General features: G+C 72.0%; 23 protein-coding genes. 9 read left to right on the forward strand and 14 right to left on the reverse strand.

The genetic code is table 11. From position 1 onward, the window contains the following. Positions 1-47 precede the first annotated feature (47 nt). The gene (locus tag AAH979_RS23085; protein ID WP_346260202.1) at positions 48-3146 is read right to left on the reverse strand and encodes a tetratricopeptide repeat protein; all 3099 of its coding nucleotides are present in this window, start codon (positions 3144-3146) and stop codon (positions 48-50) included. A 157-nt stretch (positions 3147-3303) separates the two neighbouring features. Here AAH979_RS23085 and AAH979_RS23090 point away from each other — a divergent pair, with 157 nt between their 5' ends. Continuing rightward, positions 3304-3975, forward strand: coding sequence for a BTAD domain-containing putative transcriptional regulator (locus AAH979_RS23090; protein ID WP_346260203.1), 672 nt, complete (start codon positions 3304-3306; stop codon positions 3973-3975). A 101-nt stretch (positions 3976-4076) separates the two neighbouring features. On the opposite strand, the gene AAH979_RS23095 is transcribed toward AAH979_RS23090, so the two are convergent. Beyond that, positions 4077-4595, reverse strand: coding sequence for a hypothetical protein (locus AAH979_RS23095; protein WP_346260204.1), 519 nt, complete (start codon positions 4593-4595; stop codon positions 4077-4079). A 70-nt stretch (positions 4596-4665) separates the two neighbouring features. After that, positions 4666-5559 carry a sulfotransferase domain-containing protein gene (locus AAH979_RS23100; RefSeq protein WP_346260205.1) on the reverse strand — a complete coding sequence of 298 codons (894 nt, stop codon included), beginning with the start codon at positions 5557-5559 and terminating at the stop codon, positions 4666-4668. A 579-nt stretch (positions 5560-6138) separates the two neighbouring features. Between AAH979_RS23100 and AAH979_RS23105 the strand changes: the two genes are divergently transcribed. Continuing rightward, positions 6139-6537: a nuclear transport factor 2 family protein gene (locus tag AAH979_RS23105; RefSeq protein ID WP_346260206.1), complete on the forward strand. Its 399-nt coding sequence runs from the start codon at positions 6139-6141 to the stop codon at positions 6535-6537. A 73-nt stretch (positions 6538-6610) separates the two neighbouring features. Here the strand turns inward: AAH979_RS23105 and AAH979_RS23110 are convergent, their stop codons facing one another. Further along, a complete protein-coding gene (locus AAH979_RS23110; RefSeq protein ID WP_346260207.1) occupies positions 6611-7651 on the reverse strand; it encodes a 1-aminocyclopropane-1-carboxylate deaminase in 1041 nt (346 codons plus the stop codon). Positions 7652-7653: 2 nt separating this feature from the next. Then, entirely contained in the window at positions 7654-8304 is a 651-nt protein-coding gene (locus tag AAH979_RS23115) for a GntR family transcriptional regulator (protein WP_346260208.1), read from the reverse strand. 267 nt (positions 8305-8571) lie between these two features. On the opposite strand from AAH979_RS23115, the gene AAH979_RS23120 reads away from it, so the two are divergent. After that, positions 8572-9603 carry a lytic polysaccharide monooxygenase gene (locus AAH979_RS23120; protein WP_346260209.1) on the forward strand — a complete coding sequence of 344 codons (1032 nt, stop codon included), beginning with the start codon at positions 8572-8574 and terminating at the stop codon, positions 9601-9603. Positions 9604-9740: 137 nt separating this feature from the next. Here AAH979_RS23120 and rpsD read toward each other — a convergent pair whose 3' ends face one another. Next, positions 9741-10349: a 30S ribosomal protein S4 gene (rpsD, locus tag AAH979_RS23125; RefSeq protein ID WP_346260210.1), complete on the reverse strand. Its 609-nt coding sequence runs from the start codon at positions 10347-10349 to the stop codon at positions 9741-9743. Positions 10350-10398: 49 nt separating this feature from the next. Here rpsD and AAH979_RS23130 point away from each other — a divergent pair, with 49 nt between their 5' ends. Further along, positions 10399-11142, forward strand: coding sequence for a DUF2470 domain-containing protein (locus AAH979_RS23130; protein WP_346260211.1), 744 nt, complete (start codon positions 10399-10401; stop codon positions 11140-11142). Here AAH979_RS23130 and AAH979_RS23135 read toward each other — a convergent pair. After that, positions 11135-12061, reverse strand: a complete 927-nt coding sequence (locus AAH979_RS23135) for an SDR family NAD(P)-dependent oxidoreductase (RefSeq protein ID WP_346260212.1) — start codon at positions 12059-12061, stop codon at positions 11135-11137. The two genes, AAH979_RS23130 and AAH979_RS23135, sit on opposite strands and share 8 nt — an antisense overlap. Positions 12062-12568: 507 nt before the next feature. Here AAH979_RS23135 and AAH979_RS23140 point away from each other — a divergent pair. After that, positions 12569-13759: an FUSC family protein gene (locus AAH979_RS23140; protein WP_346260213.1), complete on the forward strand. Its 1191-nt coding sequence runs from the start codon at positions 12569-12571 to the stop codon at positions 13757-13759. A gap of 86 nt (positions 13760-13845) precedes the next feature. Here AAH979_RS23140 and AAH979_RS23145 read toward each other — a convergent pair whose 3' ends face one another. Then, positions 13846-14577 carry a cation transporter gene (locus AAH979_RS23145; RefSeq protein ID WP_346260214.1) on the reverse strand — a complete coding sequence of 244 codons (732 nt, stop codon included), beginning with the start codon at positions 14575-14577 and terminating at the stop codon, positions 13846-13848. Beyond that, entirely contained in the window at positions 14577-14921 is a 345-nt protein-coding gene (locus AAH979_RS23150; protein ID WP_318396313.1) for a metalloregulator ArsR/SmtB family transcription factor, read from the reverse strand. Before AAH979_RS23150 ends, AAH979_RS23145 begins: the two co-directional genes overlap by 1 nt. Before the next feature lie 197 nt (positions 14922-15118). On the opposite strand from AAH979_RS23150, the gene AAH979_RS23155 reads away from it, so the two are divergent. Next, on the forward strand, positions 15119-18901 hold the full coding sequence (locus tag AAH979_RS23155) for a S8 family serine peptidase (protein ID WP_346260215.1): 3783 nt from the start codon (positions 15119-15121) through the stop codon (positions 18899-18901). 144 nt (positions 18902-19045) lie between these two features. Here the strand turns inward: AAH979_RS23155 and AAH979_RS23160 are convergent, their stop codons facing one another. Further along, on the reverse strand, positions 19046-20041 hold the full coding sequence (locus AAH979_RS23160; RefSeq protein ID WP_346260216.1) for a helix-turn-helix domain-containing protein: 996 nt from the start codon (positions 20039-20041) through the stop codon (positions 19046-19048). A 361-nt stretch (positions 20042-20402) separates the two neighbouring features. Here AAH979_RS23160 and AAH979_RS23165 point away from each other — a divergent pair, with 361 nt between their 5' ends. Beyond that, the gene (locus AAH979_RS23165; RefSeq protein ID WP_346260217.1) at positions 20403-20534 is read left to right on the forward strand and encodes a M55 family metallopeptidase; all 132 of its coding nucleotides are present in this window, start codon (positions 20403-20405) and stop codon (positions 20532-20534) included. A 677-nt stretch (positions 20535-21211) separates the two neighbouring features. On the opposite strand, the gene AAH979_RS23170 is transcribed toward AAH979_RS23165, so the two are convergent. The 4 genes from AAH979_RS23170 to AAH979_RS23185 all read right to left on the reverse strand — a co-directional run bounded on the left by AAH979_RS23170 (position 21212) and on the right by AAH979_RS23185 (position 23767). Further along, positions 21212-21628 carry an arsenate reductase ArsC gene (locus AAH979_RS23170; RefSeq protein WP_346260301.1) on the reverse strand — a complete coding sequence of 139 codons (417 nt, stop codon included), beginning with the start codon at positions 21626-21628 and terminating at the stop codon, positions 21212-21214. Between the two features lie 260 nt (positions 21629-21888). Next, on the reverse strand, positions 21889-22980 hold the full coding sequence (gene arsB / locus AAH979_RS23175; protein WP_346260218.1) for an ACR3 family arsenite efflux transporter: 1092 nt from the start codon (positions 22978-22980) through the stop codon (positions 21889-21891). Beyond that, positions 22980-23285, reverse strand: coding sequence for a metalloregulator ArsR/SmtB family transcription factor (locus AAH979_RS23180; RefSeq protein ID WP_346260219.1), 306 nt, complete (start codon positions 23283-23285; stop codon positions 22980-22982). The genes arsB and AAH979_RS23180 overlap by 1 nt, the downstream gene beginning before the upstream one ends. Positions 23286-23389: 104 nt before the next feature. Then, a complete protein-coding gene (locus tag AAH979_RS23185) occupies positions 23390-23767 on the reverse strand; it encodes a metalloregulator ArsR/SmtB family transcription factor (RefSeq protein WP_346260220.1) in 378 nt (125 codons plus the stop codon). Between the two features lie 85 nt (positions 23768-23852). Between AAH979_RS23185 and AAH979_RS23190 the strand changes: the two genes are divergently transcribed. Both AAH979_RS23190 and AAH979_RS23195 read left to right on the forward strand, forming a co-directional pair. Then, positions 23853-24065 (forward strand): hypothetical protein, encoded by a 213-nt coding sequence (locus tag AAH979_RS23190; RefSeq protein ID WP_346260221.1) that lies wholly within the window; start codon positions 23853-23855, stop codon positions 24063-24065. Further along, positions 24065-25492, forward strand: coding sequence for an FAD-dependent oxidoreductase (locus AAH979_RS23195; RefSeq protein WP_346260222.1), 1428 nt, complete (start codon positions 24065-24067; stop codon positions 25490-25492). Before AAH979_RS23190 ends, AAH979_RS23195 begins: the two co-directional genes overlap by 1 nt. Positions 25493-25523: the final 31 nt, after the last annotated feature.

The raw sequence follows: 25523 nt of genomic DNA on the forward strand, positions 1-25523 counted from the left end.
GCTCGACGCCGGGACCGGAAGCCACGGGTACGTCAGGACGGCGGGGACTACGGGTGGCCCGTCGGCAGACCGGCCCCGCGGCTGCCACGGTCGAGCTTGCCGCGGACCGTCTCGGCCTCGGGGCGGCCCAGCCGGTCGAGGATGGCCAGCGCCGCCCGCCAGGCCAGGCGGGCATCGGGTACGGCCGCGGCGGCGTACTGCGCGTCGCCGAGGCGATGCAGGGATTCCGCCTCCTGGGTCCACTGTCCGAGTTCCCGGCACAGCTCGACCGCCTGCCGCAGGTAGCCGATCGCCGAAACGTGGTCGCCGAGCAGGTGGTGGGCGTAGCCGAGGCTGTCCAGGGCGCTGGCCTCGCCGCCCCGGTTGCCGTTCTTCCGGTGCAGCAGGAGGGCCTGTTCGCAGTGCTCGATCGCCTCCTCGTACCGGCCGAGCAACGCCTGGCACCAGCCGACCGAGTTGAGCGCGCTGGCCTGGCCATCCAGGTGCCCCACCTGCTGGAAGAGCTGCAACGCCCGCAGATCGCTGCGAAGCGCGCCGGCCGGGTCGCCCTGCCGTTCGGCCAGCCAGCCCAGGCTGCGGTGGGTGAACGCCTCGCCGACCGTGTCACCGAGTTCGCCGAAGAGATCCAGCGCGCGCCGGTACGCCACCCGCGCGTCGTCGTGGCGCTGCAACCGCACGTACGCGGCACCGAGGAGGCGGTGGGCGTGCGCCTGGGCGGACCGGTCACCGAGGCGGTCGAGCGCCGGCAGCACCCGCCCGACGCTGGCCAACCAGTCGTCCCAGTGCCCCCGGTGGTCGAAGAAGTTCACCAGGGTCCAGGCGAGTTGCCAGGCGGGCGCGTCGAATCCGGTGTCGACCGCCCGCGCGACCACGTCCAGCAGTACGGCGTGCTCGGCGGCGAACCAGGCCAGCGCCGAGTGCTGGTCGGTGAGCTGCTCGGGGACCACCCCGGCGCGGGGCGGCGCGACGGCGATCGGGTCCCGCTGCGGCCAGATCAGCCGGTCGGCGGCGCGGGCCGTGTGCAGGTAGTGGTCGAGCAGTCGGCGTTCGGCGGCCTGTCGTTCGTGCTCCGGGTCCTCGCTGGCCAGCTCGATGGCGTACGCCCGCAACAGATCGTGCCAGGCGTACCGGCCGGGTGACACCTCGGCGACCAGGTGCGCGGCGGCCAGCTCGGTGAGGACCGGGCGGAGCCGGTCGGCCGGCTCGGCGGCGAGGCTGGCCGCCGCTGGCACGGTGATGCTGGGGCCGGGCGGCAGGGCGAGCAGCCGGAACAGTCGAGCCGCCGCCGGGCTGAGGGTGTGGTAGGACCAGGAGAAGACGGTACGGATGTTGGTGGCCGGGGTGGCAGCGCGGAACCCGTCCAGGCCATGGTCGGCCTGGCGTAGCTCGTCGGCGAACGATTCGAGCGGGAAGCGCGGGTTGCCGGCCGCCCGGGCGGCGACGATCGCCAGTGCCAGCGGGAGCCGGCTGCACCGGCTGACGATTTCCGCCACCGCCTCCGGTTCGTCGGCCACCCTCTCGTCGCCGAGGCGGCGGGCCAGCAACTGCCGGGCCTCCGTCTCGGAGAGCAGATCCAGGCCGAGCGGATGCGCTCCCTCGGTGGTGACCAGGTCGGCGAGCTGGTTGCGGCTGGTGACGAGTACGGCGCAGCCCGGCGATCCGACCAGTAGCGGGCGTACCTGGTCGGCGTCGCGGGCGTTGTCCAGCACCACCAGCACCCGCCGGCCGGCCAGCCTCGCCCGGTACAGGCCGGCCTGGGCCGCCTCGGTGACGGGGTACTGCTGCTGGGGTATCCCGAGCGCGTCGAGGAAACCCCGGATCGCCTCACCGGGGCCGAGCGCCGGGCCGGTCTGGTCGAAACCGCGCAGGTTGACGTACAGCTGGCCGTCGGGAAACCGGTCCGCCACCGCGTGCCCGGCCCGGATCGCCAGGCTGGACTTGCCCACCCCCGGCGGCCCGGTGATCACCATCGTCTCGGCCCGGTCGGCCAGGTCGTCGAGCCGCCGCCGGATGTCGGCCAACTCCGCCGCGCGGCCGACAAAGCGTGCCGGATCCGGCGGCAGCAGGTGCGGCGCGACCGGCCCGGCGGGGATCGGCTCGCCGGTGCCGGTGCCGGTGCCGGTGCCGGTGCCGGTGCCGTTGGCGGTGGCGGTGCCGTTGGCGGTGGCGGTGGGGGTGCCGTTGGCGGTGGGGGTGGCGGTGCCGTTGGCGGTGGCGGTGGGGGTGGCGGTGGCGCTTGTGGCGGTGGAGCTGGCGGTGCTGGTCGCGGGTTGGGTTGGGTCGGTCGGAGGGCGGGTGGTGGCGGCGGGCATGGGTCCGGCGACGGCTTCGCCCGGCCCGGCCGTGACGGCGCCGGTCGCTCGGGGCGGCGGGCCGTGCAGCGGGACGTCGCGACGCAGGATCCGGCGCTGCAACTCCTGGAGGTCGGGGGCGTCGATGCCGCGCTGGCGCAGCAGGACCTGGCCGGCCCGGCAGAGCTGGGCGGCCTCGTCCACCCGTTGCTCGGCATAGAGGGCGACGGCGAGGAGCCGGCGCAGCCCCTCGTCGTACGGCTCCTCGGCCACCACACCGGCGAGCGCGATGATCACCTCGCTGTACCGGCCGAGCGAGGCGAGCGCCTCGGCATGGGCGAGCCGGGCCGAGCGGTGCAGCGCGGTGAGCCGGGCCGTCTCGTTCAGTGCGAACGGGCGGTCGGCCACGTCGGCGAAGGCCGGTCCACGCCAGAGTCCCAGGGCGTCGTGCAATACGGCGACGGCCTGGCCCGTCTCCTCGGCGTCGAGCGTCTGCAGCAGGCGGCGGGCCCGCGCGTACTCCTGCTCGAACCGGTGTGCGTCGATCTGTTCCGGAGCCAGCTCCAGCCGGTATCCCCGGCCGGAGGGGTTACCGGCGCCACTGATGAGGTCGGCGGCGCCGGGGGAGTCCGGTTGCAGCGCCCGGCGCAGGTGCGACACGTGACTGCGCAGCGTGGCGGGGCCGCCGGGCGGGACCGCATCGCCCCAGAGCAGTTCCACCATCCGGCTGGCCGGCACGCACGTACCCCGGTTGACCAGCAGGATCGACAGCACCTCGACCTGTCGCGGGCCCAATCGGACCGGGACGCCGGCGCGGAGCACCTGCACCGGCCCCAGCACCGAAACCATCAGCATTCCGACCTCGCACTTCGACGGTTTCGCAGCACGGCAGTGGAAGATGTTGATGTTACCCGGGGGGGGCTCTCCACGTTCCTTCCACGCTTCCTCCACCGCGGCCATGTGATCCTGAGTAGACGGTGCTCCGCGGCAAGCGGGGGAGGGAGCGGTCGCGATGGAACTCGCGGTCGGACCGTTGGGGCCGTTGGACATCCGTCAGGACGGGGAGCCGGTCGCGGCGCCGGTCGGCAACCGGTGCCGGATCCTCGTCCTGATGCTGCTCGACGGCGGCGCCGTGTCGCGCAGCAGTATGGCGGCCGAACTGTGGGGACCGGAGGCGCCCCGGTCGGCCCCGGCCAACCTGCGCAGCTACCTGTCCGGGTTGCGGGCATGGCTGGCCGACCGCGCCGACCTGATACGTGACGGCTCCGGATGGCAGCTCGTCCCGCCGTCCCGGGTGCGGCTCACCGTCGATGTGGAGGAGTACGCGGACGTGCTGGTCAAGCGCGGGGAGTACGAAGCGGCCCAGGCGATGCTGCACGAGTTTCTCGGCGACCATCCGCATCGGGAGCGGGCCTGGGGACAGCTCATGGTGGCCTGCTACCGCAGCGGAGACCTGGCGGGGGCGCTCGACGCGTACCGGAGGGCCCGGGTCGCGCTGATCACCGGGTACGGGATCGAGCCGGGCGCCGAACTGGCCGCCCTGCACCGCGCGATCCTGCAACGGAAGCTACCCGTCGAGGTGACCGGGTATCCGCCGGAGGCGCTGCCGCACCGGCACCTGCTGCGCCCGCCGGCCCGGATCGTACGCCGGCCGGAGGCCGCCGGGTTCGCCGAGCGGGGGTGACCCAGCCGGGCCCGGTACGCCGGACCGAGCCGACCGAGCGGGTGCCGCGCGCCCGGCCGCCCCGCCGCTTCCTGAGCGGCAGCGGGCACGACAGCCGCCGGTCAGGTCCCGCCACCCGGGTGCGGTGTGCTCGGACGACCGCCGCGGCCCCGGGGCGTCTCGGGTACCCAGGGCGGCTCGTCGGGCAGGGTCACGGTGAAGCTGATCCATCCGTGCTCCCACTGACGGGCACCCGCACCGCCCAAGCGCCCGATCAGGGCCCTGGCCCAACCACCGGCCGGAGTGGCGGGCAGCTCCTCCACGGGGACACCATCGACGTCCGCCGGCCGGTCCTCGAAGCGGGGAACCGTCGGGCGTCTGCCATGCGGCGGGTGCGGTTGTGCGTCACTGCCAACCGCGACGAAGACCACCGGGCGCACTTTGGCCCCGAAGCTGTCGGACCAGACCGACTGGGACGCCGTCACGACGAGGCGGGTCAGTTGCTCGCCGTCGTCCCAGCCGATCATGAATTGCCACTCGAAGACGCCGTCGAACGCCCGAGGGCCCGTGCGATCGGACTGAGCCTCGAACATCTCGCGGATCACGTTCCGCAGGAATGACGCCGCCCTCTCCGGGAGCACGGGCTACCCCTCTCCGTGTCGAACTCAGCCGGTAGCGAACCCACCCGTCGACATCGCCTGAGCCGAACAGTCAGGAGTCCTGGCCGAGCCGCGCGCCTGGAGACGGATCGTACGGGGGGTACCCGAGAACTTCGACGAGGTCACCCACCTCCGCGGCGAAGGCCTCGTAGACGTCGTCGTCGAAGTGATTACGCCAATCGCCGGACTTTCCCTTGCGATAGTGGGAAACCGACCCGGGTGCCTCGACGCGACGCCGCATGGTCGAGAAGCTGTATCGGGACACCAGGGCGGCGAGCTCGGACGGCGGGATGGGAATCCCGCAGTGGCGCATCAGCCGACCCACTTCCTCCAGCTGCTGTTCCCCGGTCAAGTCCTCGTACCGGAACAGGCCGATGGCTTCCGTCTTCGGAGCGGTCGCCCACGACCGAAGCGACCGGAAGGTGCCCTTCGCGGCGAGATGATCGATCACATGAAGCAGGCCCTCCTTGAACGGCTTCTCCTGCAACACTTTCCGCACCTGCAAAACGTCGCCCATGGCGGTGTGCGAACTCCGATAGGAGAAGTAACCCGAAACGACGATGTCGCGCGGGTCGCGGAGGACGAAGAACGCCCGATAGGGGTCGGGCTTGGGAAGGTTCATGAAGCCTTTGTAGGAGATGAAGAGGGACGAGACCACGCGGTTGGGCGGCAGGGCCTCCGGGTAACGCCACTTGTAGGGGCGCGGATCGTAGGGGAGTAGTCCGGAATAGCGGTAGACGACGGGATCGCTGAACAAAGCTTTGACCCACTGGCTCGCCGTCTTGCGGATCGTGCAGTGGTAGATGTTTCCAAATTCGCTTCGCGACTCTACCGGAACCGAGATTCGCAGTCTGGTGTTGTGGGTCTCAGACATCACTCGTCGCGCCACTACACGCAGTGAGTTGGGCGTGTGGTGCTTGGTGAACGTAACGGCGCGTTTCATCATCGGCAAATCCTCTCCGTACCTGGGCGATGGGGGAACGCGGCAGGACAGTCGGGGACACCTATTGGGGTGGTCCGGGGTCGGGGCACGATCCAGGCTACGAGGCTACATCGAATGACGTTCGGTCCGCGTACCGGCCGGATGTCGATCGGCTCCGCGCGCTCGGCAGGCGCCCTCATCGGGCAACAGCGGCAGTGCGATCCTGGTTGGACGGTCGCCTGGCTGCCCGTACCGCTCGACGCCGGTCGGGTGGTTCTCCGCCGGCCCGCTCCGGAAGATCTGGCCGGGCTGGTCGGGCTCTTCTCGGACGGCGAGGTTCGCCGTTTCCTCGGCGGGGCGCTCGCCGAGCCTGCTGGAGCGTCACGGTGCGACGTCGCGGTACCGGTCCGAGGAGTACGGAGCACTCCAGCGGCAGTACGAGTTCCGGCGGGACGGGCGGCGTGACGAGGCGGCTGACCCTCGCGCGGTGCGCCGGCGCGGCCTGGCTCGGCCGGGAGCAGTGGGGACGGTGGATCCAGCTCGGAATGGTCGTACGCGCGTGCTACAAACCGGCGCAGCAGTTCTCACGGGAGGGGACCGACCATGAACGTGCGCGACGCCGCCAAACGGTGGGCGACCGTCTGGGCCCAGGGCTGGCCGGCGAAGGATGTCGACGGGATCGTCGGTCTACAGGCCGAGGACGGCGAACACTGGGCGTCGATGTTCCGTCCCTACCGTGGCCGTGCCGGACTACGCAGCTACGTCCAGGAGTGCTTCGACGAGGAGACCCGGCCGGCCGAGGTCTGGTTCGGTGAACCGCGGGTCGACGGCGATCTGGCGTCCGTGGAGTACTGGGCGGTGACCTATCCGGACGGCGAGCCACTCACCATTTCCGGCTGCACCCTGCTGCGCTTCGACGAAACGGGCCTGGTCGCCGAAGCCCGCGACTACTCGCACGTCAAACAGGGACGCCTACTCCCGCCCGAGGGCCTGTTCGGGTAGGTCCCACCGGGCGCCAGCCGCCGGAGACCTGCCCGATCGACGTCCGCCCTTCGGCTGGGGTGCTGTGGCGACGTCAGGCGGTCGGCGGGCGGGTGTGGGTGAACAGGCCGCTGTAGGCGTTCAGCGCAGGCTGGCCGCCCAGGTGGGCATAGAGGACGGTGGCCTGCTCCGGGATTTCGCCGCTGGTGACGAGGTCGATCAAACCGGCCATCGACTTGCCCTCGTAGACGGGGTCGATGATCATGCCCTCGAGGCGGCCGGTCAGCAGGATCGCCTCCAGGGTCGACTCCACCGGGATCCCGTACCGGTCGCCGGCCCATCCGGCCAGGACTGTGATCTCGTCGTCGCGTAGCGGCCGGGCGACGCCGATCAGTTCGGCCGTGGCTGTGGCGATCCGGGTGACCTGGGCGCGGGTCTCCTCGATCTTCGCGCTGGCGTCGATCCCGATAACCCGGCGTTGCCGGCCACCGGCCTCCTCCAGGGCGGCGAACCCGGCGATCATGCCAGCCTGGGTCGAGCCCGTGACCGAGCAGACCACGACGGTGTCGAAGAAGACGCCCAGTTCGCGTTCCTGCTGCTCGACCTCGTACGCCCAGTTCGCGAATCCGAGCCCGCCCAGCCGGTGGTCGGAGGCGCCCGCCGGAATCGGGTACGGCGTACCGGCACGTTTCCGCACGTCCTCGATGGCGCGGATCCACGAGTCCTTGAACCCGATGCCGAATCCGGCCGGGTCGAGCCGGACCTCGGCGCCCATGATCCGGCTCAGCAGGATGTTGCCGACCCGGTCGCTGACGCTGTCGGGCCAGTCGACCCAGTTCTCCTGCACCAGCACCGCCTTCAGGCCCAGCGAGGCGGCGACGGCGGCGACCTGGCGCGTGTGGTTGGACTGGTATCCGCCGATCGACACCAGCGTGTCGGCGCCCTGCGCCAGTATGTCCGGGACGAGGTACTCCAGCTTGCGGGTCTTGTTGCCGCCGTAGGCGAGTCCCGCGTTGCAATCCTCCCGCTTGGCCCAGATCGAGGCGCCGCCGAGGTGGGCGGTCAGTCGCGGCAGCGGGTGGACCGGGCTCGGCCCGAAGGTCAGCCGGTGGCGTGGGAAGTCGGAGAGGGCCACGATCACTCCTCGGCGGTCGGTAGGGTGCGCCAGGTGTCGAAGGCGACCGCTGCCGCCCGGTCCGCGTCCCCGGCGGCGCAGAGCCGGATCAGCTCGTCGTGCCGGGCCAGCGAGGCGCGTCCGGCCAGCGAGGAGAAGCGCAGCCGTTCGGCTCGCCGCAGCACCGGGGTGAACTGTTCGAGGACTGCGGCCAGCGCCCGGTTCGCGGCCACGGTCACCGGGATGGCGTGCAGCTCGTCGTCGGCGCGCAACGCGGCCTCGACGTCGCCCTGCCCTATCGCGGCACCGAACCGGCGGTTCGCCTCCTGCATCGCCTCAAGGTCGGCGTGACTGAGGCTTCCCACCGCCTCCCGTACGGCCAGCTCGTGCATTGCCGCGACCACGTCGCGGGCGTCGCGCACGTCACGCAGGTTCAGCGAGCTCACCGTCGTGGAGCGCCCCGGCCGGGCCACCACCAGACCGGCCTCGGCCAGCCGCAACAACGCCTCTCGGACGGGGGTGCGGCTGACGCCGAGCCAGGCCGCCAGCTCCACGTCGCGCAGCTGCTCGCCGGGCGCGAGGCTGCCGTCGACGATGACGTCCCGGAGGCGGTGATAGACGTCGTCGCGTAGCAGGCGTCGGTCGATCGCCGGCGCGTTCTCGGGGACGGGCATGCAATATATTGCACACACACCCCAGTTGATCGGGCAAGCCCGCGCGTTCAGTGCACCCACGCCTTGGTGAACTCCAAGAAGAGATTCACATCCCTGGATGTACCTTGTAGGATCATCGCGCGAGCCACCGAGCCACCGAGCCAGCGCAGACAGCACCTCCGTCTTGTCTGCGCTTCCGAGATTCTTCATGTTGGTCGGCGCGTGTTTCCTCGTGGGCCAGGGCATCCCGTCGAGCGACACAGGCGTCGGCGGAATGCTGGAGCACTGATGAAAGCCTCACGAACAGCCCGCCATCTGATATTCGCCGCGGTCGCCGTCCTCGTCACCGGGCTCACGATGGTCGTCGTCAACCAGGCCAGCCCGGCCTCGGCGCACGGGTCGGTCACCAACCCGCCGTCGCGGAACTACGGATGCTGGGAGCGCTGGGGTGACGACCACCTCAACCCCAACATGGCACAGACCGACCCGATGTGTGCCCAGGCCTGGCAGGCGAACCCCAACACGATGTGGAACTGGAACGGCCTGTTCCGGGAGAACGTCGGCGGCAACCACCAGGCCGCCGTCCCGGACGGGCAGCTCTGCAGCGGCGGCCGCACCCAGGGCGGGCTGTACGCCTCGCTGGACGCGGTCGGCGCATGGGTCGCCAAGCCGATGCCGAACAACTTCACGCTGACGCTGACCGACGGGGCCCGGCACGGTGCCGACTACCTGCTGATCTACATCACCAAGCAGGGCTTCGACCCGACCACCCAGCCGCTCACCTGGGGCAGCCTGGACCTGGTGCTGCGCACCGGCAGCTACCCGACCACCGGGCTGTACGAGGCCCAGGTGAACGCGGGCAACCGCACCGGGCGGCACGTCGTCTACACGATCTGGCAGGCGAGCCACCTCGACCAGCCGTACTACCTGTGCAGTGACGTGATCTTCGGCGGTGGCGGCAACCCGACCACCCCGCCGCCGACCACCCCGCCCCCGACCACCCCGCCGCCGGCCGGCAACGGTGCCTGCACCGCGACGTACGCGAAGACGAACGAGTGGGCCGGTGGCTTCGGCGCCCAGGTCACGGTGCGGGCCGGCAACGCCGCGATCTCCGGCTGGACGGTGAGCTGGACCTGGCCCAACAGCCAGAGCATCACCAGTTCGTGGAACGCGTCGATAACCTCGAACGGGTCGTCGGTCACCGCCGCGAACGCCAGTCACAACGGCGCGTTGAGCGCCAACGGCAGCACCAGCTTCGGGTTCAACGGTTCCTGGAGCGGCACGAACACCGCGCCGACCCTGACCTGCACGGCCAGGTAGCAGCAGTCGCGACGGGGATGGCGCCGGTCGGTGCCATCCCCGTCGGGCGTCTTCGCCGCCGGCGGCGGTCCGGCGGGCAGCCGCAGGTCGGGGCGGACCGGTCGACGGGGTCGTGCCGGTCCGGTGGCTCCGGCCGGTCAGCGCGAGTAGTACTCGACGATCAGTTGCTCGTCGCAGATGACAGGTATCTCGGCGCGGGCGGGCAGCCGGTTGAGGTGGGCGGTCAGGCCCGACAGGTTGACGTCGAGGTACGGCGCGGGGCGTGCCGGGGCGTGTGCGCCGGCGGCGGCGGCGAGGAACGGCGCCTTGTGGCGGCTGCGTTCGGCGATCACGATGGTGTCGCCGGGCCGCAGCCGGGCCGATGGTCGGTCGACGCGCCGGCCGTTGACCGTGACGTGCTGGTGGGTGACCGTCTGGCGGGCCTGGTAGATGGTGCGGGCGAAGCCGGCCCGCAGGACCAGTGCGTCGAGCCGGGTCTCCAGGTCGATCAGGAGTTCTTCACCGGTCTTGCCGGGTCGGTGCACCGCGCGGTCGAACGCGCGTCGCAACTGCCCCTCGCGCAGGTCGTACTGCGCTTTGAGTCGCTGCTTCTCCAGCAGCCGGACCTTGTAGTCGCTCTCCTTGCGCCGAGCCCGGCCGTGTTGCCCCGGCGGGAAGGGGCGGTTTTCGAAGTAGCGCACGCACTTGGGCGTGAGGGGGATGCCGAGGGCGCGGGAGCGCCTGACCTTCGGGCGTGCCTGGTTCATCCATCACCTCTTGATGTGTAAGGTGAGGCTAACCTAACTGGAGGCGTTCATGTCTGGCAACCAGCTCGCTCCCGTACTGGCCGGCTCCCCGGCCGAACGCCTGCGCTCGCTGCTCGTCGCGGCGAAGTCGCTGAGCCTGCACACGCCCGGACACCGGGCGGACCTGGTCGGCCGGCACCGCCTGCCGTCCGGGCGGTTGATCGTCGAGTTGCCCGCGGTGAGCTGCCTCGCCCGGCACCTGCGGCAGTCGGGCGAGCTGGTGGCACTGGTCGAGGTGACCGATCTGGCGCCCGTCCGGGTGCGTGACCGGGTCCGGGCCCGGGCGACTCTCACCGGCTGGTTGACCGTCGCCGACGGCGTCGCCGACGCCGATGCGGAGCTGCCGGCCGTACTGGAGCTGGCAACGGCCGAACTGGTCACCGCCGGTACCACCGCGTCGATCGATCCGGCGGCGTTCGCCGTCGCCCGCCCGGATCCGCTGGCCGACAGTGAAGCCGAGCTGCTCTGCCACCTCAACGACCACCATCCCGAGACGGTCGCGCGGCTGTCCAGGCTGGTACCGCCGGGCCGGCTCCACGGGGTACGCCAGATCCGTCCGCTGGCGCTGGACCGGTTCGGCATCGTGCTCCGGCTGGAACATCCCGACCATGACTCCGACATCCGGCTGTGCTTTCCGGTGCCGCTGCGCGACGGTGATCAACTGGCGGACGCGGTCCAGGCGATGCTGGACGGCGGCCGCCTCCGGCGGCTCGCCCACCGGGGCGACCGCGATGCCGGCCCGTGGGTCAGCTGACCATCCGGTCGCACAACCGCCACAGTCGATCTGCCTGCTCCGGGTCGATCGCGTAGTGGGCGACGGACGAGGCGAGCTCCGCTTCGTCCGTGGGCTGGACGGTGACCGGCGTGGCCTCCGCACAGTCGTTGAAGTAGCGGCCGGTCACCTGGGACAGCAGCGGTGAGGTGGCGAGCATGACGGAGGTGGCCGCTCCCTGCTGGGGGCTCTTCTGTAGATCGGCGGGAACTCCGAGGTCACCGCCGATGTACTGCTGCAGGCCGGTGGCGATCGCCCCCGGGTTGAGGGCGTTGGCCGTTATCCCCAGCCCGGCCCAGCGACTGGCCGCACCCACGGCGAAGAGCGCCACGGCGGTCTTCGCCTGCCCGTACGCCAGTTGGGGGTGATACGGGCGGGAGAGGTAGTGGATGTCGGTGAAAACGACGGGGGAGAGGTGGTGGGCACTCGAACTGACCGACACGATCCGGGCGCCTTCGGCCCGGGCCAGAGCGTCACGCAGCCCGACGGCGAGCAGATGGTGGCCCAGGTGGTTGACGGCGAACTGCTCCTCCCAGCCCTGCGCGGTCCGGCGCAGCTCGGGCAGTGCCATCACACCGGCGTTGTTGACCAGGATGTGCAGCGGTCCCTCCCACTCGTCGACGAAGGTCCGGATGGACGAGACATCGGTCAGTTCGAGGCGGGCGACCCGTACCTCGGGGTTTCCGGTCGACCCGACGATGTCGGCCACTGCCTGGCGGGCGTTGTCGTCCCGGGCGGTCACCGTCACCTGCGCGCCCGCGCTGGCCAGTGCCCGCGCCGTCTCCAGACCGATGCCCGAGACGCCTCCGGTGACGATGGCTCGGCGTCCGGACAGGTCGATCCCGTCGATGACCTCCGCGGCGGTGGAGTGCCGCCCGTACGGTGTGACGATCCGTTCCATGATCCGTCTCTCGGTTGGTTCGGTACTGGGAGGGTCCGCCCGGAAACCGCCCGTACCTGCCGCAGCGCGCCCGCAGTGCGGTGCGCGGCAGGCGACCACCGTCGCGACCTGCGATGAAGGGCCGATTCCGATCGCCGCCACTCTTCGCTCCCCATGATCGTCTGCCCTACCGGCCCGGCATTCCCGCCAGAGGGCACTTCAAGCGCTCGCCGACAGGCCATGGTGGGAAACACCGCAGCTCCGGCGGCGGGTCGGTGGCAGGGTGCCGGTTCAGGCACAGGCACCGGAGAGCATGATTCAGTCGGAATCAGGACGTCGTAGTGGTACGCCGTATATGCCGGATCCAGCCGCTGTATCCGGAGTTCCTCCCTATCGTGGCACTGTGGTGGCCGGCAGACTGAACCGTCTTCAACCTCCCCTTGTGGCGCGGTGGACCGCAGGGTCGGACGCGGTACGTCAGCGTCGCGCGGTGCAGGCTGACAAGGGTTCACTGCCCGGGCGGCGGTGGTGATCACCCGGCGTGTCGGCAGAGTTCGCGGCGCCCTTGTCGAACGGTGGCGCCAACTGCGGGCGGTCGAGGTGGTGGTGGCGCAGAGCGCCGTGTCGGCGGCGCTGGCCTGGTTCCTGGCCGCCGAGCTGATCGGCAACCCGCAGCCGGTGTTCGCCCCGATCGCGGCCATGGTCACCCTCGGGATATCGGCCGGTCAGCGCCTGCGCCGGGCGGTGGAGCTGGTGTTGGGCGTGACGGCCGGTATCGCGGTCGGCGACGGGCTCATCTATGTGATCGGGACGGGATCGTGGCAGATCGGCGTGGGGGCCGCCCTGGCCATGACGGTAACGATTCTGGCCGGTGGATCGGCGGGGATAGTGTCCCAGGCCGCCACCTCGTCGGTACTGGTGGCCACGTTGCGACCGCCGACGGAGGGCATCTACTTCACCCGTCTGGTCGACGCGTTGATCGGCGGCGCCGTGGCGCTGGCGGTGATGGCCCTGCTGCTGCCGGTGAACCCGGTGACCGTGGTGTCGCGGGTCGCTCGACCGGCTCTCAACGTACTCGTCGAGGGACTCACGGTGACCGCCCGGGGCCTTGCGGAGCGCGATCAGGATCCCGTGCAGGAGGCGCTGGCGGCGCTGACGCGTGGTGAGGAGAAGCTCGACGAGTTCTACGAGGTGCTGCCCCAGGGGCGGGAGGCCGCCACCATCGCGCCGCTGCGCTGGCGGTCCCGTGCCGCGTTGCAGCAGTACGTGAAGGCTGCGGAGTACATCGAGCGCGCCGTCCGTAACGCCCGGGTGCTGACCCGGCGGGCGGTGACCCTGCTGCGCGACGACGAACCGGCGCCGAAGGAACTCGTGGCCTCGCTCTGCGGTTTGGCGGAGGCGGCGAAGGTGGTGCAGCGCGATCTTCGCCGCGGTTCGATGCCGAAGGGGGCCGTGGAACTGGTGTGCCGCGCCGTGGAGCAGGCGAGCGCCGCCTACCGGCAGGGTCTGGGCTTCTCCGGCAGTGTGGTGGTCGCGCAGGTCCGCGCTATCGCCACCGACCTGCTCGGAACGACCGGGCTACCGCATGACGAGGCGGAGCAGGAGGTGCGCCGGGCCGGAGGTACGCCGGGGGACAGCTTCGAGGCCGTGGACGAGCCCCGGGGTGGAGTGGATCGTCGGGGCCGTCCGAGGCGTCCGGGCGGCGACGGGACCTCCTGACAGTGCCGGTCCGGGTGGACGGGCCACGGCGACCGAGCCCCGGCCGGCACCTTGTCGGCCGGCGAAAGCCTGTGCGCCGCAGGCTGTCAGTCCCGACAGCAGGAGCAGTCCGGTGGGCAACCGCACGCGTCGTCGGCGGTCGTGGCGGCGGACCGCTCGGTGGCCGGGGACGCGGTCAGCGGGACGGCGCAGCAGGTGTCGCCGCGCCATGCCTCGCGCCCCTCCCGGACCGCGACGGCCGCGATGACCAGCGCGGCGAGCGGGTCGGCCCAGGACCAGCCGAACAGGCTGTTGAGGCCGAGCCCGACCAGTAGTACCGCCGACAGGTAGGTGCAGAGCAGGGTCTGCTTGGAGTCGGCGACCGCCGAGCGGGAGCCGAGTTCGCGGCCGGCGCGACGCTGCGCGTACGACAGCAGCGGCATGACCGCCAGTGACAGCGCGGCCAGCCCGAGACCGACGGTGGAGTGTGCGGCCTCGGCGCCGCCGACGAGGGCGCGTACCGACTCGACCGTCACGTAGCCGGCGAGGGCGAAGAACGAGACCGCGATGATCCGCAACGCGATCCTCTCCCGGGACTGCGGGTCGCGGCCGGCGAACTGCCAGGCCACGGCCGCCGCCGAGGAAACCTCGATCACCGAGTCCAGACCGAATCCGATCAGGGCGGTCGACGAGGCGAGGGTGCCGGCGGTGATCGCCACCGCCGCCTCGACGGCGTTGTAGGTGATCGTCGCCGCGACCAGCAGCCGGATCCGTCGAGCGAGCAGGGCGCGGCGGGCCGGCGCCGGACCGGGCGGTTCGAGTCGCAGCGGCGCGGCCATCAGCAGCAACCCTTCGCCGTGGCGTCGGGGCAGGCGGCCGGATCCACCGCCAGCACCAGGCCGAGCAGATCGCCCAGCGCGTGCGCCATCCGGGCATCGACCAGCTCGTAGCGGGTCCGGCGACCCTCCGGTACGGCCACCACCAGGCCGCAGCCGCGCAGGCAGCCGAGATGGTTCGACAGGTTCTGCCGGGTGGTGCCCAGCAACTCGGCCAGCTCGGCCGGGTAGCCGGGCCCGTCCCGCAGGGCCAACAACAGTCGCGCCCGCGTCGGGTCCGACAGCGCGTGACCGAACCGGGCCAGCACCTCGCCGTGCGTCAGCGTCTCCACTCCGCGATAGTACATCCAACGCTGTACTGTCTGGTCCGGGGAGGCTATCCGCTGGGTGAATGCCGGAGGTACCCGCCGTGGCGGTCGGGTGTCCACTTGGCGCCATGTCGCCTCTGCGGCACCGCAGGTTGCTGACCAAGGAAATGCTCCGGCCACAGACTCCGACTGTCGCCGTTGACGGCGTCTTCGCGAGAGTCGAAGGAGACCCCGCCATGTCATCTCCGCTGCGTCGTACCGCTGCCGTTCTGGCCGCCGTACTCGCACTCACCGCCGCCGGGCCACCACCGGCGACCGCCGCGCCTCCGTCGACCGTACCCCCGGGCACCGGGTCGCTGGCCGCGCTCGGTGCGGCCGCCGCCGGGTCGCGGGTCACCCTGATCACCGGCGACGTCGTCGAGGTCTCGCCGGCCGGCGCCGGCCGGTACGCGGCCTCGGTCCGCCCGGCGGCCGGCCGGGAACGGATCACCTTCCACACCATCGAGGTGGACGGCGGGCTGCGGGTACTGCCCAGCGACGTCGTGCCGTACGTCTCGGCGGGCACTCTGGACGCGGACCTGTTCGACGTCGAGGAGCTGATCGCCGACGGGTACGCGGACGGCGCCGCGGCCAGCCTGCCGCTGATCGTCCGCTACCAGAACCCCGCCGCCGGCGCCCGCACCCTGGCCGGTACGACGAACACCCGGCCGCTGAGCAGCATCGGCGGCGCCGCGCTGGCGGCCGGGAAGGACTCGCTGGCCGGCTTCTGGCAGGCGGTCAGCCCGGCCGCCCCGGCCGGCTCGGCCCGCTCCGCCGCCACCCCCGCGCTCGGTGCCGGGATCAGCCAGATCTGGCTGGACGGCCGGGTCCGGCCGGTGCTGGACCGCAGCGTCGCCCAGATCGGCGCCCCGGCCGCCTGGCAGGCGGGGCTGGACGGTACCGGGGTGAAGGTGGCGGTGCTGGACACCGGGGTCGACCAGACCCACCCGGACCTGGCCGGCAAGGTGACGGCCCGGAACTTCAGCGGCAGCCCGGACACCACCGACCAGCACGGACACGGTACGCACGTCGCGGCGACCGTGGCCGGCACCGGCGCCGGATCCGGCGGTACCCGCAAGGGGGTGGCCCCCGGCGCGACCCTGCTGGCCGGCAAGGTGCTCGGTGACGACGGCGTCGGCTACGACTCCTGGATCATCGCCGGGATGGAGTGGGCCGCCGAGCAGGGCGCGGCGGTGGTCAACATGAGCCTCGGCGGCGGGCCGACCGACGGCACCGACCCGCTCAGCCAGGCGCTGGACCGGATCACCGCCGACACCGGCACCCTCTTCGTGGTCGCCGCGGGCAACGAGGGCGCGAACTACACCGTCGGTACGCCCGGCGCGGCCCAGTCCGCGCTGACCGTCGGCGCGGTGGACCGGGACGAGTCGCTGGCCGACTTCTCCAGCCGGGGCCCCCGGCTCGGCGACGAGGGACTGAAGCCGGAGATCACCGCCCCGGGGGTGGGCATCGTGGCCGCCCGCGCCGCTGGCACCGGCATGGGCACCCCGGTCGACGACCGGTACACCGCCGCCTCCGGCACCTCGATGGCGACGCCGCACGTGGCGGGTGCGGCCGCGCTGCTGGCCCAGGCCCATCCGGACTGGTCGCCGGCGCGGCTGAAGGACGCGCTGGTCAGCACCGCCCGGACGAACCCGGAGCTGTCGGTGTTCGACCAGGGCACCGGCCGGGTGGACGTCGCCCGCGCGGCCAGCCAGCGGGTGTACGCCAGCAGCCAGGTCGACTTCGGCCTGCACACCGACCCGGACACCGCCGCCACCGCCCGGGCGGGTGCGGCCGCGGTGCCGGTCGGCAAGGTCGTCACGTACACCAACGACGGGCCGGCGCCGGTCACCCTCAGCCTCGCCGTCGAGGTGGCGAACGTCGCCACCGACGTGCCCGAGACCGATGCCGTGACGACCGGTTCCGGTACGGTCACCGTGCCGGCCGGAGGGTCGGTCGAGGTACCCGTCACCGTCGACCTGGCGAAGCTGGACCGGGGACTCTTCGGCGGCTGGATCACCGCGACCGGGCCGGGCGGCGTGCTCGTCAGCACGGCGGTGGGGGTGAGCCTGGACGGCCCCCGGCACAAGGTCACCCTCCGCGCGGTCGGCCGGGCCGGCCAGCCGGTGGCGGTGCCGGTCATCGCCCTGACGGGCGACAACTACCGCTGGGACAACCTGAACTTCCTGTGGGAGGGTGAGAGCAGGACCATCGAGGTCGGCGAGGGTAGCTACCTGCTGCACGCGCTGATCGAGGACGGCGGCGTACTCGACGAGCAGGCCACCCTGATCACTGATCCGGAGCTGCGCGTCGACCGGGACATCGAGGTGCTGCTCGACGCCCGCAAGGGCACCCCGATCCGGATCGAGACGCCCCGGCCGGCCGAGCAGCAGGCCGTGCTGAGCTACTACTCGCACCGGGTCACCGGCACCGGTCGGCAGATCAGCCACGGCACCATGCACTTCAGCACGATCCAGCAGGTAAACGTCACCCCGACCGGCAAGCTGACCAGTGGGCAGTACGAGTTCTCCTCCCGGTGGCAGCTCGTCGCACCGATGGTGCGCGCGGAGGTCGCCGGGGTCTCCGGTCCGTTCGACATCAACCTGACCGGGCAGTCCCCGGCGTACGACGGCACCCGTCGGTTCCCCCTCGTCCACGCCGGCCGGGGCACCCCGGAGGAACTGGCCGAGGCGAACGTGCGCGGCGCGGCGGTACTCATCGAGTCCAGCAACGAACCGGGCGGGGAGGACGCGCCGAGCGAGAGCGAGGTGACCGCGGCGGCGGCCCGGGCCGGCGCGGCGGTGACCCTGATGGTGCGCCCGGCGGACTGGTCGGCGTGGACGGTGTGGCGGCCCCTCGGCGACCGGGAGCCGATCCCGATGCTGGCGGTGGCGCACGACGACGGCCAGCGGCTGATCGCCCGGGCTCAGCAGGGACGGGCGACGCTGGACCTCACCCTGACCACCTCCAGCCCCTATCTCTACGACGTGCAGCACGTGGAGCGGAACCGGATCCCGGATCGGATCGTCTACCGGGTGACCCCGACCAACTCGACACGGATCACCACCCGGTACGCCGACAACGGCGGATTCCCCTGGGCGAAGGAGCAGCGGTTCGGATGGCGCCCCTGGCAGACCTATGCATGGAACGACACGTCCCGGTTCGTGGCCACCCCGAAGGAGCGCGAGGAGTGGGTGACCACCGGCGACTCGGTCTGGCAGCACCGGGTGAGCCACGAGTGGCCGTGGAACGAGATGGGCCCGCTCGCCAGCGGGATGGCCGAGCGGCCGACCAGCTACCGTGCCCGTAGGGCCGAGGAGACCTGGCTCGCCCCGGTGGTCCGCCCGGCCTCGCCGCGTGGGATACCGGAGCTGGTCTCCACCCGCACCGGGAACACTCTCGCGCTGCGGGTGCCGGAGTTCGTCGACGCCGAAGGCCACTACACGATCGGCGAGACGTCCCGGGTGGGTGCCACGCTGTGGCGCGACGGGAAGCTGCTGGCCGAGCTGCCCGACGCCCGGCAGGACGTGCCCACCACCGGGCCCGAGGCCGGCTACCGGCTGGCCCTGACCACCGAGCGCGGTGGCGAGGAGTGGGTCTGGGGCACCCGTACCGAGACGGTGTGGGAGTTCCGTTCCGGGCAGCGGTCCGGCGACGAGGCCCGGCCCCTGCCGCTGTTGCAGGTCGACTACGCCGCGCCGGTGGACCTGACCGGGCGGGCCAGCGGCCGACCGCACACCGTCGGGCTGCACGTCCGGCACCAGGACGGTCACGTCACCGCGAGCGGGACCAGGCTGACCGCCGAGGTCTCCTTCGACGAGGGCGCCACCTGGCGGTCGGTCCGGGTGACCGGGTACGGCAACGCCTACCAGGCGAGCGTTCCGGCCGGAAAGGGCACGGTGTCGCTGCGGGTCCGGGCCACCGACGGGTCCGGCAACGCGGTCACCCAGACCGTGATCCGGGCGTACGGGCTGCGCTGAGCGGCCTCCGGGCGGGACGGCGCACCGCTGCCGTCCCGCCCGGACCGGCGCACCGCTGCCGTCCCGCCTGGGTTGGTGTCGGTCCGTTGCCGTCCCGCCCGGACCGGCGTGGCTGTCACCGCACCAAGGGTGCCGTCCGCTCCGTCAGAGCCAGCCCCGGCGGGCGGCCTGGAAGGCCAGCCCGGTGCGGGTGTCCACCCCGGCCAGCGCCATCAACCGCTCCAGCCGACGCTGCACGGTCCGCCGGCTGACGCCGAGCTGCGACGCGATCGACTTGTCGGGAAAGCCGGCCACGAACAGCGACAGCAGGAACCGCTCGCCGTCGTCCAGCGCATCGTCGGGGGCCGCGTCGGCCAGTCCGCCGCGATCGGCGTCCCAGCGGATCGGGGTCGCCCGGTCCCAGTGGCTCTCGAAGAGCGCCAGCAGCGCGTCCAGCAGCTCACTGCGCCGGATAAGTGCGGCGGTCGGCTCCCCGACGTCGCGCTCGTCGTCCGGTACCAGCGGGCAGATCGCGGTCGACCGGTCGGCGATGGCGATCCGGACCGGCAACGTCGGCAGGGTACGCGCCTCCTCCCCGGCGCGGACACTCTCCGCGATGCTCTCCAGTTCGCCGGGTGATTCCAGTAGCGCCCGTTCGTAGATCGCCCGGTAGCGGACCCCACGGGCCAGCGCCCCGGACTCCTCGGCGTTCTCCGATCCGGACATGGCCAGCGGGTTGGCCCGGCAGAACCAGAGGATCTCCTCACGGGCCGAGTCCTGCAGGTCGCGCAGCCGGTCACGCAACGCACCCGCGCCGACCACCACCTCCACCAGATGGTCGGCGTTGCGGCGCCGGGCGCTGGTCCGGTACTCCTCGGTCAGCGCGGCCACCGCCTGCCGGGCGTTCTCCAGCGACTCCTGCCGGCGCAGCAGGGTGTTGCCCAGCGCGACGTCCGGCGGCAGCGGCTCGAAGACCGGGTCCGGCCCGGGGCGTGCCATGGCCAGCCCCTTGCTCCGCAGGCCCTCCAACACCGCGCCGGCCTCGTCGAGTGGTACGTCGACCAGCCTGGCGAGGTCGGCGGGTCGGGCCGCGGAGAGGCGCAGCAGCAGCCGGTACGCCTGCTCCTCCTGCGGTCGCAGCAGCCCGGTGTCGTCGAACATGCCCGCCTCCCCGTACTCCCCGCCGACTGCGAAGACTCTACGAAGCGGACGGCATCGCCCGCGCGCGGCCAGGGCTGCTGCCGTGGCGGTGCCGGCCGGGGCCGGCAGGGGAGCGCCTCGGGCGGACGATCGACGGAACGGCAGGGGCATCCACCGGGCCGCCGCCCTCGCCCCGCAGCACAGTCTCGTACCGAGCCGCCTACCGCACATCCCCGGCCTGGAGATGGCCGCCCGGTACGTACCCGGACACGACGAATCGGCCCAAGGTGTTGATCTCCGCCGATCTGGAGGGCGTCTCCGGGATCGTGCACCCACCGAGACGAATCCGGGCGGCTACGACTACGAACGCGGACGGGCGCTGATGACGGCCGAGGTGAACGCGGCGATTGCCGGGGTGCTGGACGCCGAGCCCGACGCCGAGGTCTCCGTCGCGGACTCGCACGGCCCGTTCCGCAACCTGCTGCCCGAGACATCGACCGGCGCGCCCGGCTGATCCGGGGCAGGGCCCGCCCGCTGGGCATGGTGGCCGGGCTCGAAGCCGGGGCGGAGGCGCTGCTCTTCGTCGGGTACCACGCCCGCGCCGGTGCCGGGCCGGCCGTGCTGGCGCACACGATCAGCGACGCCGTACTCGACCTGCGGCTCGACGGGAGGTCGGTGGGGGAGATCGGGCTCAACGCTGCCGTGGCCGGTCACTACGGAGTACCGGTGGTGCTGCTCAGCGGGGACGACGCGGCCTGCGCCGAGCTTCGGGACCTGGTGCCGGAGGCGGTGACCGTCGAGGTCAAGCAGGCGCTCGGCCAGGCGGCGGCGGAGACACTGCACCCCCGGGAGGCCCGGGACCGGATTCGCCTGGGCGCCGCCGAGGCGGTCCGGGGACGCCGGCAGGTCCGCCCGTCGCGACCCCCACTCCGGTACGGACCGAGCTCGACCTGTACGGTCCGTACACCGTCGACCTCGCCACCCTGGTGCCCGGCGTCACCCGGGCGGCCGGCGCCCGCACGCTCGCCTTCACCGGTCGTGACATGGCCGAGGCGTACCGGCTCGTCCAGCTCCTGGTGCAGCTCGCCCAGATCAAGCCCGGCTGATCCGTTCCCGTTCCGAGCAGCGGTGACCGGTCGGACTCCGGTACCTGTTGCCGAACACGCCCGGCTTGCTTGGACCAGCGGTGCCTCACCCCGCGGACCGGCCCGCCGCCAGCTCCGCCAGCAGCTTCTCCACCCGGGTGCGGATCTCGTCGCGGATCGGCCGGACCGCATCGACGCCCTGGCCGGCAGGGTCGTCGAGCTGCCAGTCCTCGTAACGCTTGCCGGGGAAGACGGGGCAGGCGTCGCCGCAGCCCATGGTGACGATCACGTCGGAGGTCTCGGCCGTCTCCCAGTCCAGCAGCTTCGGGACCTGGGTGGTGATGTCGATGCCGACCTCGCGCATCACCTCGGCGGCGGCGGGGTTGACCCGGTCGGCGGGTGCCGAGCCGGCGGACCGTACCTCGACGGTGTCGCCGGCGAGGTGGCGTAGCCAGCCGGCGGCCATCTGGGAACGGCCGGCGTTGTGCACGCAGACGAACAGGATACTGGGTTTGTCGGACATGATCGCTTCCTTCGAGATCGGGCGGGGCGGGCGCGCCGGAGGCATTCCGGTGCCGGCTGGGCCGGTGTCCCGGGCGGCGGTGACGCGTTCAGGCAGCCCGGGCAGCCGCCGGTCGAGCAGTGAGCTGCGGAACCGGGGCCGGTAGGGCTGGTTGACGTGCCGGCCGAACGGCCCGGGCCAGGGCTGGTTGTCGGCCCTCGTCAGCCGGACGCCGTGCGCCTGATCCGGCACGGCGTCGTCGGCGGCTCGGGGTGAGCAGCTCACGACGGGCTTCCCGGGGCGGTGCGGAACAGCCGCCGTCGCAGGGCGAGACTGACGTAGACCAGCGCGACGAGGACGGGTACCTCGATCAGCGGTCCGACCACGCCGGCGAGGGCCTGGCCGCTGGTGACGCCGAAGGTGCCGATCGCCACGGCGATGGCCAGTTCGAAGTTGTTCCCGGCGGCGGTGAAGGCGAGGGTGGTCGTCCGTTCGTAGCCGAGCCCGATCGCCCGGCCGAGGGCGTAGGAGCCGGCCCACATGACCGCGAAGTAGGCCAGCAACGGCACCGCGATCAGCGCGACGTCCCACGGCTGGCTGGTGATCGCTGCACCTTGCAGCGCGAACAGGATGACGATGGTGAACAGCAGTCCGTACAGGGCGATCGGACCGATCCTCGGCAGGAACGTGTCCTCGTACCAGACGCGGCCCCTGCGGCGCTCACCGACGCGGCGGGTGAGGTATCCGGCGAGCAGCGGGATGCCGAGGAAGATCAGTACATTGCCGGCGATGTCCCAGCCGGAGACCTGCAACGCCGCTCCGGACAGGCCGAGCCCGTCCGGCAGCACCGACAGGTAGAACCAGCCGAGGATGCCGAAGGCGAGGACCTGGAAGACGGAGTTGAGGGCGACGAGGACGGCGGCGGCCTCCCGGTCGCCACAGGCGAGGTCGTTCCAGATGATCACCATGGCGATGCACCGGGCCAGGCCGACGATGATCAGGCCGGTGCGGTACTCGGCGTGGTCGGCCAGGAAGATCCAGGCCAGGGCGAACATGACCGCCGGGCCGACCAGCCAGTTCAGCACGAGGGAGGAGATCAGCAGGCGGCGGTCGCCGGTGACGGTGTCGAGCCGGTCGTAGCGGACCTTCGCCAGCACCGGGTACATCATGACCAGCAGCCCGACGGCGATCGGTAGGGAGATGCCGCCGATCTCGACCGCTTCCAGCGTGGTGTCGAATCCGGGGATCGCCCGACCGAGCAGCAGCCCGGCGACCATCGCCAGGCCGATCCACAGTGGCAGGAAGCGGTCGAGACGGGACAGCCGGGCGACAACCGTGGGTGCCGGTTCGGTGGTGCCGGTGATGGTGGCCATCAGCACTCCCGGCGCGATCCGGCGTTGGCCCGGGCTCGGGCGGCGAGGTCGGTGAGCTGGACGGCGGCGGCTTCCAGGGCGTCGGGCAGCAACCGGTAGTAGGTGAATCGGCCGTGCGGTTCGGCGACGACGAGGCCGGCGTCGCGCAGTTGCCGAAGGTGCCCGGAGACGTTGGGCTGCTTCGCGCCGGTGTCGGCGACCAGGTGGCAGGTGCACGCCGGCCCCTGGGCGAGGAGGTCGACGATCTGCGCCCGGAGTGGGTCGGCCAGAAGTTTGATCACATCAGGCGCGTCTGATATCAGCACGCCCTGATGTAACCATCCGAGGCCATCCCTCGTCCAGCAAGCTCAGGTGAACATCGGATGTACCAGGCGGCACTGGCCAACTCCAGCGACGGCCGGGTGCCCGTTCAGGCGTTCGCCGGGCTCTCGACTCCGAGGAGGCTGGCGAGCTGGCGCATGATGCCCGGCCGGGCGCGGTAGTAGACCCAGGTGCCCCGACGCTCGGCGTCGACGAGGCCGGCCTCCCGCAGCGTCTTGAGGTGGTGGGAGATCGTCGGCCCGGACAGGTCGAACGCCGGGGTGAGATCGCAGACGCAGGTCTCCCCGGCCGGTGCCGAGGCGATCATCGACATCAGTTGGAGGCGCACCGGATCGCCGAGCGCCTTGAAGGCCGGGGCGAGTGCGCTGGCGGTCTCCGCCGGAATCCGCTGTTCGGTTATCGGCGGGCAGCACGGCACCCCGGCGTTGAGGTCGGTCAGGCTGAGTGCCAGCGACTGCTTCGACATACGTCTAGGTTGACAGGTATCGAATCAGCGTGCAACTCTTCTGATTCGAAGAACGTCAAGACAGCTCCGTCGCGGGGAGACGCCGATGCTCCACCTGTTCCGCCGCCGCTCCCCGGAGACGGAAGTCCGGTTCTGTGACGGCTGCGCCGAGGTCACCACCGCCGACCAGCGCGCCCGCCGCCGCTACGAGGAGTGCGGGTGGCGAAGGTGGGTGGCGGAGTCGCGTCAACCAACCCAGATCGGGCGAAGGCAGGCCCCGACCTGCTATTTCGAGCATTCTCAAGATAGGGAGTTGTGATGGGTGACCGACTGGAACATCTGCCGGTAGCGGTGCTCGGCGCCGGGCCCGTCGGCCTGGCCGCCGCCGCCCACCTGCACGAGCGCGGACTGCCGTTCACCGTTCTCGAGGCCGGTGACGGCCCTGCCGCGGCCGTCACCCAGTGGGGGCACGTACGGCTCTTCTCGCCCTGGCGGTACGACATCGACCAGGCTGCCGCCCGGATGCTGCGCGACGCCGGCTGGGTCGAACCCGATCCCGAGATCCTGCCGACCGGCGCACAGCTCGTCACCGAATACCTCCAGCCGCTGGCGGACCTTCCCGGGCTCAAGCCGAACATCCGGTACCGGTCCCGGGTCACCGCGGTGACCCGGCTCGGCGTGGACCGGCTCCGCTCCGCCGGCCGGGAGGGTGCGCCGATCCTGATCCGGCTCGGCTCCGGCGAGGACCTGCTCGCCCGGGCGGTCGTCGACGCCACCGGCACCTGGGCGACGCCGAACGTCCTCGGCGCCTCCGGCATCCCCGCGCACGGCGAGACCGATGCCGCCGCGTTCATCGAACACGCCCTACCCGACGTCCTGGGTGTCGACCGGGACCGGTTCGCCGGCCGGCACACCCTCGTCGTCGGCGCCGGCCACTCCGCCGCGAACACCCTGCTCGCCCTCGCCGACCTCGCCACACGGGCCGCCGGGACGAGGGTCGGCTGGGCGATCCGGGCCGGTAGCCCGGCCCGCAGCTACGGCGGGGAGAGCGCCGACGCCCTGCCGGCGCGCGGCGCCCTCGGCACCCGGCTGCGTGAGCATGTCGAAGCGGGCCGGATCGAACTGGTCACCGGATTCTCCGTGCACCGGCTCGTCCCGATGCCCGACGGGCGGGTCGAGGTCTCCGACGGAACCCGTACGCTCGCCGTGCACCGGATCGTCTCGGCGACCGGGTTCCGGCCCGACCACTCGATCAGCACCGAGCTACGTCTCGACCTGGACCCGATCCTGGGCTCCACCCGGGCCCTCGCCCCGCTGATCGATCCCAACCAGCACTCCTGCGGGACGGTGCCGCCACACGGCGTCGACGAACTCGCCCACCCGGAACCGGGCTACTACGCGATCGGGGTCAAGAGCTACGGCCGCGCCCCGACGTTCCTGATGGCCACCGGCTACGAGCAGGCCCGCTCCGTCGTCGCCGCCCTCGCCGGGGACTGGACGGCGGCCCGGGACGTCCAACTCGACCTACCGGAAACCGGGGTCTGCAACAGCAACCCGATCGTCGACGACGACACCGTCGGCGCGGGCGGCTGCTGCGGCACCCCGACCGCCGACGCCGCCCCGGTCAGCAGCCCACGCGGACTCGCCACCGGCATCTCGGGCGGCCTGATCGCCGCGCCCCTGCCCCTGGTCGAGGTCTCCGCCGCACCCGGCACGGAGCCCGCCGGCGGCTGCTGCGCCGGCTGAAAGCCGTGGTCCTCGGCGCCGCCGCAGCTCC

Origin of the sequence: Plantactinospora sp. ZYX-F-223 (genome assembly GCF_039649625.1) — a bacterium.
GTDB lineage: Bacteria > Actinomycetota > Actinomycetes > Mycobacteriales > Micromonosporaceae > Plantactinospora.

Bases quoted from the DNA above. Each gene is read 5' to 3' on its own strand.
- AAH979_RS23190 (WP_346260221.1), top strand. From the start codon at position 23,853: ATGCTCCACCTGTTCCGCCGCCGCTCCCCGGAGACGGAAGTCCGGTTC.
- AAH979_RS23100 (WP_346260205.1), bottom strand. From the start codon at position 5,559: ATGATGAAACGCGCCGTTACGTTCACCAAGCACCACACGCCCAACTCA.
- AAH979_RS23120 (WP_346260209.1), top strand. From the start codon at position 8,572: ATGAAAGCCTCACGAACAGCCCGCCATCTGATATTCGCCGCGGTCGCC.
- AAH979_RS23115 (WP_346260208.1), bottom strand. From the start codon at position 8,304: ATGCCCGTCCCCGAGAACGCGCCGGCGATCGACCGACGCCTGCTACGC.
- AAH979_RS23165 (WP_346260217.1), top strand. From the start codon at position 20,403: ATGACGGCCGAGGTGAACGCGGCGATTGCCGGGGTGCTGGACGCCGAG.
- AAH979_RS23160 (WP_346260216.1), bottom strand. From the start codon at position 20,041: ATGTTCGACGACACCGGGCTGCTGCGACCGCAGGAGGAGCAGGCGTAC.
- AAH979_RS23150 (WP_318396313.1), bottom strand. From the start codon at position 14,921: ATGTACTATCGCGGAGTGGAGACGCTGACGCACGGCGAGGTGCTGGCC.
- AAH979_RS23105 (WP_346260206.1), top strand. From the start codon at position 6,139: ATGAACGTGCGCGACGCCGCCAAACGGTGGGCGACCGTCTGGGCCCAG.
- AAH979_RS23185 (WP_346260220.1), bottom strand. From the start codon at position 23,767: ATGTCGAAGCAGTCGCTGGCACTCAGCCTGACCGACCTCAACGCCGGG.
- AAH979_RS23130 (WP_346260211.1), top strand. From the start codon at position 10,399: ATGTCTGGCAACCAGCTCGCTCCCGTACTGGCCGGCTCCCCGGCCGAA.
- arsB (WP_346260218.1), bottom strand. From the start codon at position 22,980: ATGGCCACCATCACCGGCACCACCGAACCGGCACCCACGGTTGTCGCC.
- AAH979_RS23135 (WP_346260212.1), bottom strand. From the start codon at position 12,061: ATGGAACGGATCGTCACACCGTACGGGCGGCACTCCACCGCCGCGGAG.
- rpsD (WP_346260210.1), bottom strand. From the start codon at position 10,349: ATGAACCAGGCACGCCCGAAGGTCAGGCGCTCCCGCGCCCTCGGCATC.
- AAH979_RS23195 (WP_346260222.1), top strand. From the start codon at position 24,065: ATGGGTGACCGACTGGAACATCTGCCGGTAGCGGTGCTCGGCGCCGGG.
- AAH979_RS23145 (WP_346260214.1), bottom strand. From the start codon at position 14,577: ATGGCCGCGCCGCTGCGACTCGAACCGCCCGGTCCGGCGCCGGCCCGC.
- AAH979_RS23090 (WP_346260203.1), top strand. From the start codon at position 3,304: ATGGAACTCGCGGTCGGACCGTTGGGGCCGTTGGACATCCGTCAGGAC.
- AAH979_RS23170 (WP_346260301.1), bottom strand. From the start codon at position 21,628: ATGTCCGACAAACCCAGTATCCTGTTCGTCTGCGTGCACAACGCCGGC.
- AAH979_RS23155 (WP_346260215.1), top strand. From the start codon at position 15,119: ATGTCATCTCCGCTGCGTCGTACCGCTGCCGTTCTGGCCGCCGTACTC.
- AAH979_RS23085 (WP_346260202.1), bottom strand. From the start codon at position 3,146: ATGCTGATGGTTTCGGTGCTGGGGCCGGTGCAGGTGCTCCGCGCCGGC.